Here is a 12,615-nt window from a genome sequence, read left to right as displayed (position 1 = left end):
TTGAAATAAAAGCTATTCGTTAGTTGAAATCAAGTAGACTCGTGACTGATAACAATCTCTAATAATTTCATATACTGCTCGCCATTACCCTTTTCTTCGAGGTATAAATGGATAAATAAATCAAGGCATGCTTTTTTAGAAATGGGCGATTTTTCATGCTGTACTTCCAGTGTCAAAGTCATTGCAGCCAGCACTGAAGACATCTTTTCAATGACTTCGCGAATATGCAGTGTCTGCTGTTCGCTCGAAATTGATTTAAGAAAAGTAAAATGCGTTTCGAGAGTCAGGATTTGTCTACTAAATAACTCTTTATACTCAATTTTTTTTATTCTTTTTAATAGACCTAGCAAATGCTCAAGGAAAATTTCATCCACCTTAAAACGCAAAATATCTCGAAGCGTTTGCATCCAAAGTGTGAAATGAGTGCCCTCCCAGTTTTCGCAAACGATGCAATCGCGAAGCAGGCGTGGAAGTGAGGAGAAACTTTCAATAGTTCCATTACCCGCAAGAATATCGATGCAATGATGAATATTATTTACAGCATGTTTTGCCGTGAAATATTTATTCAGATTAGCCAGGGTACGCAATAAATACTGCTGTTTTTTATCTTCTTCTTTCCCGGTATTCAGGTCAAACTCATCCTGTAACTCGACCATATAGAACGCGCTGGCCAGCATAGCAACGAGCTCAGCCTTGATTTTAGCCAAATGCTCTTTTACCAAAGGATATTGAATAATTTTTTTTCCAAAGGCATCTCGGTTGCAAGCATAATGATAGGCAATCTGATAGGCACGACGCGTCATTCCCAAAACTGAAAAGGCATTAAATATTCTCGAAAGATGTAAGACATTTTCCATAACCAGATGAATTCCTTCGCCAACATCTCCAATCAGAAATGCAAGAGAACCATCAAAATCTATTTCGCCTGTAGCCATGGAACGTGTACCAATTTTTTGCTTCAGCCGCCGGATTCTGAAGTGATTGTCTTTCCCATCCTTAAGCTGTCTGGGTAATAGAAACAAACCCAAACCACGGGTGCCAGTTTCCTGAGCATCAATTCGCGCAGTCAACAGAATAAGATCGGCATTAGCGTTGGAGCAAAACCATTTCTCTCCAGCAATTCGCCAGTTTTTTTGCTCGTCCTGAAAAGCCAGGCTTGCATTGGCTCCCACGTCGGAGCCGCCTTGAATTTCTGTTAAAAACTGAGCACCGGTATAGTTGTCATCAAACGAGGGAGCAAGCAATTTATTCATAAAAAACTCATTATTTTTTAATGGTTTTATATTCAAAATCCGGATTATTCCTGCTGAACAGGCAATGGGGCAATTATGTCCGGCTTCTCCGGCGTGAGATGAAAGAAGAAAGAGCGCCAGAGTCTTTTTCATTTCACCAGGATGGCGCAAAAAGCGCATTAAACCGGAACCATAAATAATATTACCTGCTTTAATATAGGATGGATGGTGGATTACTTGCTCATAGCCTTCACCAATCGCGTTAAAATGGCTTAATTTGGGTAAGTTCTCATCCAGATTATTTTCCGAAACGCAAGGCTCCAGATCAAAAGCCACTTGATTGGCAAATTGTTTTAATTGTTCAATGAACGCCTTATCTTTTGCAAATAAAATAGAATAGGAATGCATTAAACAGGAATTTTCGCTTAGAATTTTCGCTTTCAGCTGTTCGTTCCACTGCCTCAGATCATTCCTTGTTTTTTGATAAACTGATTGATTGCCCATTAAAGCTCCCTGCCAATGCATACCTGCTGCAATAAATGATAACTCATCATATCTGAGTACAGTATGTATGCAAATCGAAAGCTGATTATTTACACACTATTCTGCCATTTTCAAACTGTAATTGATTACCGCCGAAATCAGCAAAAAACTGCCCATGATAGGAATCAGATTGTTTATTCCATTGAGCTGAAATAAACAAGCGAGACCGCGACTTGTCTTCGCTGTCTACTGCCACCAAAAGCAGATTACCTTGCCGCATGCTGAATATTGTCGCTTCGACCTCATAAGGGAAATCAATGAGCGGCATTGAATTGGGTTTGTCAGCCACTGTTAATGTGATGTTTTCTGTCAAACCCTGCATAGAGCAAGTAAGGGTTTTGCCGGAGGCGAATACCAGGCCTGGACAGAGCAGCAATAACAACAGAGTTTTCATAATAAGCTCTTGTGTCAGTGGGCAGCATATTCTTATTTTAGCCAATACCTGATATTCCTCCAATTCGAGGCACGCCGTCATCTCGAATGCAGTGAGAGATCTCCCAATGACATGGCATGACATAGCATGACACAGTTTGATGAAGTCTCTCCAATTAACTAATGTGGCCGGGTTGTTCTTCCGCGATCGGCTTCGTGAAGTTTATTGGAAAATCTAAGCGACTTATCCAGTTTGGTATCCGACAAATCATTCTTTTTTGCCTGAGTCTCCAGCCAGAGTAAAAATTTTCCCTTAAGGTAGTGCATTTTCTCTTTAATAATTATTGCCTCTTTATCAGAGATTACTTTTTTAGCTTTTTTAAAAATTTCTCCTTCCTCTTCCTTCACATGATGCTCTACGATTTCTTTTAGTTTCAATACAGCCTGAACCCATTGCTCGCTACCCCAGGAATGGTTCACAATATTGATTTGTTCTTCAATTTCCACATGTTCTTTTTTCCCATGTTCAGCCAGCTCTCTGGTAGAAGGATGTTGTGCCAGAAACTTGTAAAAGGTTTCCTGTTCAGAATGAGCATGAACTAATAATTCCTGAGCAATTAATGTGACAATTTCATGCTGCCGCATCATCAATGTCGTTTTTTCAAATAATTTAAATAAATGATTCACCTTCTCGTGATCCATTTTTAAATAGTCATAAATATCCATTGGCGTCTCCTAAGGGGTCATAACCACTTTAATACAGCCATCTTCTTTCTCGGCAAAATTTTTATAGGCATCAGGGCCGTCTTTTAGCTTGATTCGATGCGTTATGATTTTAGAAGGATCAATCTCTCCCTCCAGTATTTTCTTTAGCAGAACGGGTAGATAACGTTGTACGTGGGTTTGTCCCATTCTGAAAGTCAGGCCCTTGTTCATTGCCGCTCCAAAAGGAATATTATCCAGGGTATCAAGATAAACTCCTGGCATGGAAATCGTGCCTGCTTTTCCACAGCATTTTATTGCCTCCCTCAAAACATGAGCTCTGTCAGTAGCGAGATAAGTCATCTGCTTCACTCGATCCATAATGGAATCAAAACTTGGACCCACATGAGCCTCGCAACCTACCGCATCGATACAGCGCTCCGGGCCATGCCCTCGGGTCATTACCATCAGCGCATCATAGACGTCTTCTTCCTGAAAATTGATGGTTTCCGCTCTGCCAAGATTTTCAGCCAGAGTCAGGCGCTCGGGAACACAGTCGATAGCAATTACACGCGCAGCACCAAGCATCCAGGCGCTTTGAATAGCAAATTGCCCCACAGGACCGCAGCCCCATACAGCGACTGTGTCGCCGGCCTGTATATCGCAATTTTCAGCCGCCATGTAACCCGTGGGAAATATGTCCGATAAAAACAGAAGTTTGTCATCGGCAATGTTATCAGGCACTTTGATAGGGCCTACAGTCGCAAAGGGCACCCTCACGAACTCTGCCTGCCCGCCTGAAAAGCCACCCAATAGGTGAGAATATCCAAACATGCCAGAAGGCGATTGGCCCATCTGATTTTTGGCCATTTCTGCATTGGGATTGGAAAGCTCGCAGCAGGCAAATAATTTTTTCTTGCAAAATTGACACTTTCCGCAGGAAATGGTGAATGGAACGACAACCTTGTCGCCAACTTTCAGCTTTTTATTTGCTGAACCTAATTCGACAACTTCCCCCATAAACTCATGACCTATCACATCACCCGATTCCATAGCAGGCATTAATCCATTATACAAATGAAGGTCGGAGCCGCAGATTGCGGTTGCAGTCACACGAATAATTGCGTCCTGATCATTAATAATATCCGGATCAGGGACATTTTCAATACGTACATCCTTTTTACCATGCCAGCAGATTGCTTTCATTTCAATTTCCTTATCGACTGAACCCAGTAGAAGTGGCGATTTTTGAAAAAACTGATATGGGAATAAAGAAGAGCAACAAAGTTCGCCCATATCTTTAACAGATAGGATATTTTTTGAATTATTGCAACTCAAACCCGAACGGTATATTGTAAATTGACAAAAGCTTGCTTTAACTTTTAGCGTAATAGGGATGGGCAATAATGCTGCATATCACAAAAGATTTGGAATTTCCTGACTCCTTAGTTCCTTTATATAACAAAGCGATTAAATATGAGTGGATTTCATTGCTATATATGATAAGCACCACATTTTTTTCCTTTATCGTAATGTCCAATTCCCAAACAATGAAAACTATCTGGCTGGAAGATACTTTGGGTATTATTCCCCCCGCTTCATTTCTGGTAGCAAGCCGGATTATTCAATGGAAAGCCAACAAAAAATTTCCCTATGGTTACCATAAAATAACGGGCATGTCTTACTTTGCCAGTTCACTTGCTCTGTTTTTCCTGGGTGTATATTTACTGATTGATGGAAGCCTGGTGTTGCTCAAGAACGAGCATCCCAACATTCCGGATGTATCCTTTTCAGGTTATTCCATTTGGCTGGGCTATATCATGATTATTGCCCTGCTATGGTCAAGCCTGCCATCTACTATTCTCGGCCACCTTAAAATCCCCCTGTCGCTCAAGTTGTATGACAAAATATTATTTGCCGATTCCAAAATGAACAAAGCCAGTTGGATGAGCGGCTTTGCAAGCATTATTGGTATCATTGGGATTAGAATGGGATTCTGGTGGGCTGACGCAGGCATAGCCATTCTGATATCTTTTAGCATCATTAATGATGGCTATAGTAACCTGAAGAACTCCATATTGGATCTCATGGATGAGGTGCCTGAAACCATTGAAAAAAACAAAACGGATCCCCTTCTTTCCGAGGTGCGGGCCATAATTAAAAACGAAGACTGGGTTAAATCCTTTGAGATGCGATTTCGTGTAGTTGGCCATTTATTCTTTGGCGATATTTTTATTATTCCCAGAACAAAAACGGTTGCTGTTGAAAAAATTCAAAGTCTGCGCGACAAAATTGAAGACCGTAACTGGCGCTTGCATGATATTACAATCACCGTGTTACCTAAGTAACTTATGACCCGAAAATATCATCACAATGAACAGACATTTAATTTTTTGGTCAAACTGACTGATGTGTTCTATGCTTAAAAGAGGAAAATAAAAAAACAAATACAATTAAGGAAATACTATCATGAGAACCCTAATCTTACTCATGTTAGCAGTAACGTCTTCCAGTTTTTCTCTCCCATCGCCCGTTCTCCACTCACAAAATCAAATTGAGCAAACTGTCTTTGAAGATATTATTTCTTTAATTAATCCTGAAATGGATTTCCCTCCCCCACCAAGCCTTGGGGAAATTCAAAAAATGCTCAAAGAGCAGGCTCCGGATTTACGGCCGGAAGTGGTGAGTAAAGTCCTGACCACCTTACGCTGCACACGTGAATTTAAACTGCCATACAATAGGAATATACTGACTGTCATCGATTACTCACTGCCTTCAAGCGAGAAGCGTTTCTGGGTTTTTGACTTATCTCAGCAGCGATTATTATTTCATACCTACGTTTCGCATGGGATTACTTCCGGCAGCCTGAATACCAATTATTTTTCCAATAAATACAATAGCAAGGCAAGCAGTATCGGCGTTTACACGACAGATCAGGCTTACTATGGCCGCGAAGGATTATCCTTAAGACTGGATGGCCTTGATCGCGGATTCAATGACAATGCATCCAATCGCGCAGTGGTTATGCACGGTGGCTGGTATATGGCAGAAGATTTTATCAAAAAGTATGGCCGCCCGGGCCGAAGTTGGGGCTGTCCGGCTTTGCCAATGGATAAAACCGTTCCCATCATTAATACAATCAAGAATAAATCCCTGTTTGTCATTTACTATCCCAGTGACAGCTGGTTTGTTCGTTCCAAGTTTCTCAACTGCAGCCGGTTTAACCTGGCAAAGCAGGTTAAATCTGAACTTGAGATAAAACCTGCTGAAGAAGAGCGGGAAGCCATTCTCTTTGTTGACAAGAATAAGAACAGTTCTCGCCAGGAGGAGGAGCCTATTGCGGTCATTGATGCCGACAGTTATGTTCGTATTTTTAAAACCAAAGCGCCTCTGGAAAGAATGCTGCGACGACAAATCAATCACATGGAGTATATCGCCTTAAGCAATGCGGAATTCAACAGCCTCATTTCAAGTAATGATAACGTTCTGAATGTCAATACTAATTTGGAAGAAGTGTCGTTTGTGATACCGGTTATCAAGATGGTCAGGGGCTATTATGAAACCGAAATGCATGTGGTTCCTTTGGGCAAAATAAAAAGTGTGGAGGTTAATTCAGATCCTTCGCGCACTGACGCTCTGGCCAAAAGCTATACGGTTCATTTTGATAATAAAACAGTGAATCTTAAGCCGAGCAACCAATTTATCCGCTGGCTGGGATTATAACATTAAGGATCGCTATGGAAACCGGAAGTAGTTGCAGCCTTTCAAGTTTTGATAATGTGGTGAATCGACGAATTGTCCTTGTTTTGCAGGGAGGCGGTGCGCTGGGTGCTTTTCAGGCTGGCGTGTATGAAACCCTTGAAAAAAACAATTATATTCCCAATTGGATAGGCGGAACCTCTATTGGAGCTATCAATGCCAGTATCATCGCCGGAAACCGCCCTGAAAACCGCTTAAAAAAATTGCAGCAATTCTGGCAGACGGTCACTCAACCGGATATCTTTCAATTCAGCGATGATATGTCCGAAGGGCTTCGACGCTTCTTCATGCAAATCCAGTTTCAAATGCTGATTCTCTCCGGGATCCCGGTTTTTTTTAAGCCGCAGATGAATAGCTTTCTCAGCTGGATGCAAGGAAGCTTCAACAGCTTTTATGATACGAGTCCATTACGCGATTTTTTAAACGAATTAATTGATTTTGACTATTTGAATAGCCAGGAAATACGGCTAAGTCTTGGGGCAACCAACCTGCATACCGGGCAAATTCGGTATTTTGATTCCCGATTTGAGAAAATTGGCCCTGAGCATGTGATGGCTAGCGGCGCCCTTCCTCCTGCATTTCCGCCTGTCCTTATTGATAATGAATATTATTGGGATGGCGGTATTTACTCCAACACACCATTATCAATTGTCCTGGACGATTTTCCCCGCGTTAATTCGCTTTGCTTTATGGTTGATCTCTGGAGTCCTGAGGGCGCTCTGCCGGGAACCCTGGACGAGGTCCGCAAAAGAAATCTTGAAATTATTTATAGCAGCCGTTATGAAGAGCACCGAAAAAACTATGAGGCCATGCACAACATGCGTCGGGCTATTCGTGCTCTGTACAGTCAGTTACCCCCTGAGAAACAGCAGGATCCCGAAAATCTGAAATTAGTATCACTGGGATGCATTACAAGCATGGACATTGTACAAATCCAGTATGAACAAAAGCCTTGGGAATCCTCAACCAAAGATGCTGACTTCAGTGCCTCATCCATTAAGTCACGCTGGGAACAAGGCAAATTAAAAACGCAAATGCTGCTGGATAAACAAACATTTGCAGAGCCGCATCCTCCTCATGTGGGGGTAGTGATTCACCGATAAAAGCAGGCTGTTAAAATAAGCAGGTTATTGTTATCCTAAAGCATACTTAATGCAGGGACCAAGTCATTTTGAAAGCTAGTTTATCCAATTTATCGGTTTTAATTGCGTTACTACTGGCAGCAAGCGCCTTGTTTGCAGCAAATGAACGCCAAAACTCTACGCATGCCCGCGAGGAACGCCACAACCTTCTGGGTGTATTTGTAGGCGGTCATTATGTTGAACATAACGATCATTTCACCTACGGTCTGGAATATCATCGCGTAGTTTCCTTTCCTTTCGGATTTAGTGTGATCGCTGAGAATACCCCGATCAATAAAGAGCACAATAGTGAAACCGAGTTTTTTGCATTAGCGACCTATAATTTTTTTGAATACTTCACAATGGGAGTGGGACCTGGAATCAAATATGAAAAAGAAGAACCCAACCGGATGCTGGGCCGGGTTACTCTTGGTCATATTTTTCATATCAAGCCCGACATGGAAATGACGCCGAATGTGGATTTTGATGTAAGTGAGAAAGGCGGCAGCAAATTTGTGTTTGGTGTTACGTTTGGAAAGCAGTTTTAATTTGGAGAGAGTTCAAATAAAAAATGAACTCGTCAGGTTAATGCCTTGACAGCTTGTCCAGGCGGTTTAATCCATTCAATAAAACATCCAACGCCCTTTTTCCCATTGGTTCCTGCGGGCTAAAAGAGATTGAAGCCGCAAAACCAATGTCATCCTCCAGCTGCTCCCAATGTTTAGCCTGATGCAGAATGGGTTCGATTTTTTTATAAAGTGCTTTCATTGCCATATCATCCACAGACAAGCTTCGATGCCGGGAGCGGGTCAGCATTGTCCATAAGCTTTGATGTAAGGCATACTTCAAAATATAAATTGCCTCATCAAATCCCGCAAAATCATTTTCCAGATTGATAAATGAAGTCTCATTATAAAGGTGAGTGAATTGATAGTCATAAGAGGAAAACTCACTGTCAAGCGTATCCTGAACCAGAGGACTGGAATATTGGCAACGGAATAAATAAAGAATGCTCTCCCCGCTCGCATCCTCGGTGAGCCTGAAGCATCCTTGAAAAATAAAAGGCTGCTTCCATACGGCGACCAATATCAGGGTTTCTATGGAGATTGCGGTTATTTTAGATTTATTGCCTACCAAAGAGGTAATTCCTTAGGCATACGCAGCCAGTTACTGTCGGGATAAGGGCAGGAGGCATCGATTGCATGCAAGGTATAGGCATGGCGGGATTTGCTCGAGTGATTGGCATCACTTTTATGCGGTAAACGACCATGAATTACTACCAGGCTGCCTTTCTTTACTTCCAGAGGCACACTGTATTTGTCCTGCCAGATTAAGGGATAATAATCTTCAAACTCGATGGCATCTCCCTTTCTAATCATTTTTCTTGATAAGGGAATCGTTGCAGGACTTGGCATAACCTGCAGACAGCCATTTTCAAGCGTAGCATCCTCCAGAGCAAACCAGAACCCCAGAGCATCTTTCTGGCTATGTAAAAAAGTAGAATCCTGATGGCAGCCCACTTCGCCGCCTATACCGGGTTGTTTAAACAGATACATTGATTGCAGCAAACTGGGCTTCTCAAATCCTAATTGATTGCAAATGGTTTTAAGACGCTCGCTTCTTGAATACAACCGGAATATCGGATCAAGCACATGCAGGGCGTGCCCAATTTTGTTTAAGGATTTTTCCAGTGGCTTGGTCATGTTCCCCTGCTCGTCAAAAGCCTCCGATTCAAAGAATAAACGGATTTTATCCCCCGAATTTAAAAAATACTCTGTTTTGGCATGATCCTGGGTTTCAGCCGTGAATACGGTCACTGGAATTTCCTGCTGATATTCATTAATTATAAAATTAACTCTATCGATGAGCGTTTCACAAATTGAAGGAGTAAAAAACTTTTCAATCACCAAATAGCCGTTTGTGAGAAAATGATCAAGTTGCAGAGCCGACAATTCCATTACATACACCCCTTACAGCATTCCATGCTATTAACTACCTGTTATCATACTGAGGAAGCTTTTTATTAGCAAATGTAATAATATTCCAGAAGCCTTATTTTAAAGCTATACTAAGTGATAGGATTTTTTTTTAGGCCACTCCGTTTTATGAAAACATCAGGATTTACCCTCATTGAACTATTAATTGTTGTGGTGGTCATAGGAATTCTTGCCACCATTGCAGTTCCTGCCTATCAGGATTACACGATAAGATCGCGCGTCACTGAAGGTTTGAATTTAGCCAGTGCCGCAAAACAGGCAGTATCGGATACTACTCAGGTTAAAAATGGTGTGCTCCCGGCTGACAATAACGCGGCAGGTTACTCGCCTCCGGCGGCCACTCCTTCTGTTTCTTCCATTAACATTGCCAATGGTCTGATTACTATTGCCTATACCGCTTTAGCTGGCAATGGCACAATTATACTGACCCCCACTGTACAGTCCGCAGGCGAAATTACCTGGGATTGCAGAGGAGGCACTCTTCTCGATAAATACCGCCCTCCTATTTGTCGTGGAGGCAATGTGGCTCAAGGTTCAGGCGGTTCTGGCAGTGGAGATAATAGCGGCGTTGGTCCAGGAAATAGTGGAGGGGCCGGCAACAGCGAAAACTCAAATTATAATCAGGATCCTGGGAATAACGGTAATAACGGTAATAACGGGAATAACGGCAACAACGGTAACAACGGTAACAACGGGAATAACGGCAACAACGGTAACAACGGTAACAACGGTAACAACGGTAACAACGGTAACAACGGTAACAACGGTAACAACGGGAATGGCATCAACAACGCCAATGAAAACGCCAGCTTTAATGAAAATACTAATGATAATTCCGGTAATTAAACTAGTTTCAAAGCAAGCAAGGAGGCCTTAATGAGAAAGCTCGGTTTACTAGCAGGTTTTTTATTTGCAGCAGTTACCTATGCCGCAGATGGGATCCCGGAAGTGCAGATTCAGGATCAGGATGCCGATCAGAGCCTTTGCGTACAAAAAATTCTTCAAAATTGCATTAACAAGTGTGACAGTGCCGGTGATAAGGATTGCGTACAGCTTTGTAATGAAAATGCGAAAAACGAGTGCCGCCAGGCAGGTGAATAGCTAGCGTAGGTCGGGCGCTTTCGCCCGACATTTCTTCGAAACCATCTTATTCGCTTGATTTTGGTAAAAAATGAAATGTCGGGCGAAAGCGCCCGACCTACGGAATCTTACACTCCACAAACACTGGTATTAATTCCCACTTGCCCCATAACCGCTCTAACCAGATTCGTATCTTTTCCAAGATCATTTGCAGCATAAATTACACCACAGGCTGCTTGTATAAAATCCGTATTGGCTGTCCAGTAATGGCTATTCGCCTGAATCATCAAATGATAGGCATCTCTGATTGGCATTTTCTGTGATAACAGGAAAAAAGCCTTGTTAAAAATACCGCTGGCGGTATGAACAAGATAGCTTTGCCTTTCCATTGGATTAGGAAATTGTTTTTGAACCGATGCAAGTAATTCGGAATAGCTAATACGGCAACTGGCCCCATTTTGCATGGCAACCGACCGATCCAGACAATCCGCGGAACTTCCATCCTCAGAAGGATTATCCATAAATCTTAAAGCCTTGCCGTAAGAATCACGCACCACTGTTTCTCCAATTCCCCAGGTTATCTCGCCGTTATTTGCATATACTCTGCTATATAATTGCGGATAAGTTTCGAGGAGATAAGCACGAGAAGCCTGTCCCGCCATGTCTGACATCGATTCATTCAAAGCACCTGATTCATCATGATATTCAAGCCCTGCATGCTGTTCCGTAAAGCCGTGGGTCACTTCATGACCTGCAATGTCCAGGGAAACTAAAGGATAAAACTCATCGCCGTCACCAAATGACATGGTTTCTCCATCCCAGAAGGCGTTATCATAACTTTTGCCAAAATGAACCCGCATAATTAAGGACATCGGTCTGCCATCCGCCTGCTGCAAGGCGGGCAGACTGTACCAATTCTTATACATATCTACAATAATATGCCCAAAGTAGTACGCATCATTACGAGCCCCATAAGCACCATTAGTCCACTCTTCCTGATTATCGCCGCAAAGATATTGAAACGGACGCAGATTTCTATTATCCCAGTCCCATTTTGAATTCAGATCAACCAGACGCACCACACTATCATCCATAATGCAGCGCTCACCCTGTTGCGCCACTTCCAGGCCAGGCAATCCGTCTTTGCCATACCAATATTCCTGAACTTTGCTATTCCCTCCCGCGCCGGTATCGGTGTAATTCTTAAGATTATTCCATTGGCTGATGATATTGCCGCGATGAGCATCAATTAGATAGACTGGTTGAGCAGGCTGCTTCTCTGCATTCAGAGTATTAAAACGGGTTAAGTAAACAAGTTGCGGTTCATTATTATCGCTAATCCGAATCTGCAGCTCAATTTTTTCCTGCTGAATTTCAGCACCTGGATTGGTACCAAGATATTCTTTCTTAGCCAGTTCAAGCGCATTGCTTCTACTGATTGAGGGTTGTACATCCAGCTCGATATCCTCAATAAGCTGGCCATTTACCTGTGCCTGCCCCATACGCACTGAAGAGGAATTGCTGCCGATAACGATGGCTTGGCCGCCAATAACCGGCAAACCCTTATAGTATTGCTGATACCGGCTTACGGTATTCTTTTTTTCAATAGATTCACTGATTATTTTAAGCTCATCTATCGAAGGTGAAGCGGCATTGACTGCCCGTTTATTTTTAAACTGCTTTTCCAGTTTAAACTGGCCCAGATTGGATAAAGGGGCGTGATGTAAGTTTTTCACTTCGGCAGCGCTAACACCTAAGGGAATTGACAGCGAAGAAATAACAAGCAATCGTTTCAACATTGGTAGCCCC

The 12,615-nt window shown here is 42.4% G+C and carries 12 protein-coding genes and 1 pseudogene; 6 read left to right on the top strand and 7 right to left on the bottom strand.

What is annotated here, in order from left to right; genetic code table 11:
* Nucleotides 1-29: 29 nt before the first annotated feature.
* From LXA66_RS07025 to LXA66_RS07010, 4 genes are all read right to left on the bottom strand, one after another.
* Nucleotides 30-1,736, bottom strand: coding sequence for an acyl-CoA dehydrogenase family protein (locus LXA66_RS07025; RefSeq protein ID WP_233012561.1), 1,707 nt, complete (start codon nt 1,734-1,736; stop codon nt 30-32).
* Between the two features lie 85 nt (nt 1,737-1,821).
* Nucleotides 1,822-2,169 carry a hypothetical protein gene (locus LXA66_RS07020; protein WP_233012560.1) on the bottom strand — a complete coding sequence of 116 codons (348 nt, stop codon included), beginning with the start codon at nt 2,167-2,169 and terminating at the stop codon, nt 1,822-1,824.
* Nucleotides 2,170-2,327: 158 nt separating this feature from the next.
* Nucleotides 2,328-2,873, bottom strand: coding sequence for a hemerythrin domain-containing protein (locus LXA66_RS07015; RefSeq protein WP_233012559.1), 546 nt, complete (start codon nt 2,871-2,873; stop codon nt 2,328-2,330).
* 9 nt (nt 2,874-2,882) lie between these two features.
* The gene (locus tag LXA66_RS07010; RefSeq protein WP_233012558.1) at nt 2,883-4,055 is read right to left on the bottom strand and encodes a zinc-dependent alcohol dehydrogenase; all 1,173 of its coding nucleotides are present in this window, start codon (nt 4,053-4,055) and stop codon (nt 2,883-2,885) included.
* 200 nt (nt 4,056-4,255) lie between these two features.
* Between LXA66_RS07010 and LXA66_RS07005 the strand changes: the two genes are divergently transcribed.
* From LXA66_RS07005 to LXA66_RS06990, 4 genes are all read left to right on the top strand, one after another.
* Entirely contained in the window at nt 4,256-5,197 is a 942-nt protein-coding gene (locus tag LXA66_RS07005; protein WP_233012557.1) for a cation transporter, read from the top strand.
* A 121-nt stretch (nt 5,198-5,318) separates the two neighbouring features.
* On the top strand, nt 5,319-6,572 hold the full coding sequence (locus tag LXA66_RS07000; protein ID WP_233012556.1) for a murein L,D-transpeptidase catalytic domain family protein: 1,254 nt from the start codon (nt 5,319-5,321) through the stop codon (nt 6,570-6,572).
* Between the two features lie 14 nt (nt 6,573-6,586).
* Nucleotides 6,587-7,711 (top strand): patatin-like phospholipase family protein, encoded by a 1,125-nt coding sequence (locus tag LXA66_RS06995; protein WP_233012555.1) that lies wholly within the window; start codon nt 6,587-6,589, stop codon nt 7,709-7,711.
* A 68-nt stretch (nt 7,712-7,779) separates the two neighbouring features.
* Nucleotides 7,780-8,277 carry a hypothetical protein gene (locus tag LXA66_RS06990; RefSeq protein WP_233012554.1) on the top strand — a complete coding sequence of 166 codons (498 nt, stop codon included), beginning with the start codon at nt 7,780-7,782 and terminating at the stop codon, nt 8,275-8,277.
* Nucleotides 8,278-8,314: 37 nt separating this feature from the next.
* Here LXA66_RS06990 and LXA66_RS06985 read toward each other — a convergent pair whose 3' ends face one another.
* Nucleotides 8,315-8,866, bottom strand: coding sequence for a hypothetical protein (locus LXA66_RS06985; RefSeq protein ID WP_233012553.1), 552 nt, complete (start codon nt 8,864-8,866; stop codon nt 8,315-8,317).
* Nucleotides 8,860-9,687 carry a phytanoyl-CoA dioxygenase family protein gene (locus tag LXA66_RS06980; protein WP_233012552.1) on the bottom strand — a complete coding sequence of 276 codons (828 nt, stop codon included), beginning with the start codon at nt 9,685-9,687 and terminating at the stop codon, nt 8,860-8,862. Before LXA66_RS06980 ends, LXA66_RS06985 begins: the two co-directional genes overlap by 7 nt.
* 147 nt (nt 9,688-9,834) lie before the next feature.
* Here LXA66_RS06980 and LXA66_RS15910 point away from each other — a divergent pair.
* Nucleotides 9,835-10,239: pseudogene (locus LXA66_RS15910) on the top strand (pilin); the annotation flags it as partial.
* A 363-nt stretch (nt 10,240-10,602) separates the two neighbouring features.
* A complete protein-coding gene (locus tag LXA66_RS06970; RefSeq protein WP_233012551.1) occupies nt 10,603-10,827 on the top strand; it encodes a hypothetical protein in 225 nt (74 codons plus the stop codon).
* 107 nt (nt 10,828-10,934) lie between these two features.
* Here LXA66_RS06970 and LXA66_RS06965 read toward each other — a convergent pair whose 3' ends face one another.
* Complete coding sequence (locus tag LXA66_RS06965; protein ID WP_233012550.1) at nt 10,935-12,605, bottom strand: M4 family metallopeptidase; 1,671 nt, start codon at nt 12,603-12,605, stop codon at nt 10,935-10,937.
* Between the last annotated feature and the right edge of the window lie 10 nt (nt 12,606-12,615).

The organism is Legionella sp. 16cNR16C, from assembly GCF_021297775.1.
Lineage (GTDB): Bacteria > Pseudomonadota > Gammaproteobacteria > Legionellales > Legionellaceae > Legionella_C > Legionella_C quinlivanii_A.
Note: the sequence above shows the minus strand (reverse complement) of the source record. Positions and strands in the feature narration are given on the sequence as shown.

Bases quoted from the DNA above. Each gene is read 5' to 3' on its own strand.
- LXA66_RS06965 (WP_233012550.1), bottom strand. From the start codon at position 12,605: ATGTTGAAACGATTGCTTGTTATTTCTTCGCTGTCAATTCCCTTAGGT.
- LXA66_RS07010 (WP_233012558.1), bottom strand. From the start codon at position 4,055: ATGAAAGCAATCTGCTGGCATGGTAAAAAGGATGTACGTATTGAAAAT.
- LXA66_RS06995 (WP_233012555.1), top strand. From the start codon at position 6,587: ATGGAAACCGGAAGTAGTTGCAGCCTTTCAAGTTTTGATAATGTGGTG.
- LXA66_RS07015 (WP_233012559.1), bottom strand. From the start codon at position 2,873: ATGGATATTTATGACTATTTAAAAATGGATCACGAGAAGGTGAATCAT.
- LXA66_RS07005 (WP_233012557.1), top strand. From the start codon at position 4,256: ATGCTGCATATCACAAAAGATTTGGAATTTCCTGACTCCTTAGTTCCT.
- LXA66_RS07000 (WP_233012556.1), top strand. From the start codon at position 5,319: ATGAGAACCCTAATCTTACTCATGTTAGCAGTAACGTCTTCCAGTTTT.
- LXA66_RS06980 (WP_233012552.1), bottom strand. From the start codon at position 9,687: ATGGAATTGTCGGCTCTGCAACTTGATCATTTTCTCACAAACGGCTAT.
- LXA66_RS06970 (WP_233012551.1), top strand. From the start codon at position 10,603: ATGAGAAAGCTCGGTTTACTAGCAGGTTTTTTATTTGCAGCAGTTACC.
- LXA66_RS07025 (WP_233012561.1), bottom strand. From the start codon at position 1,736: ATGGGCAATCAATCAGTTTATCAAAAAACAAGGAATGATCTGAGGCAG.
- LXA66_RS07020 (WP_233012560.1), bottom strand. From the start codon at position 2,169: ATGAAAACTCTGTTGTTATTGCTGCTCTGTCCAGGCCTGGTATTCGCC.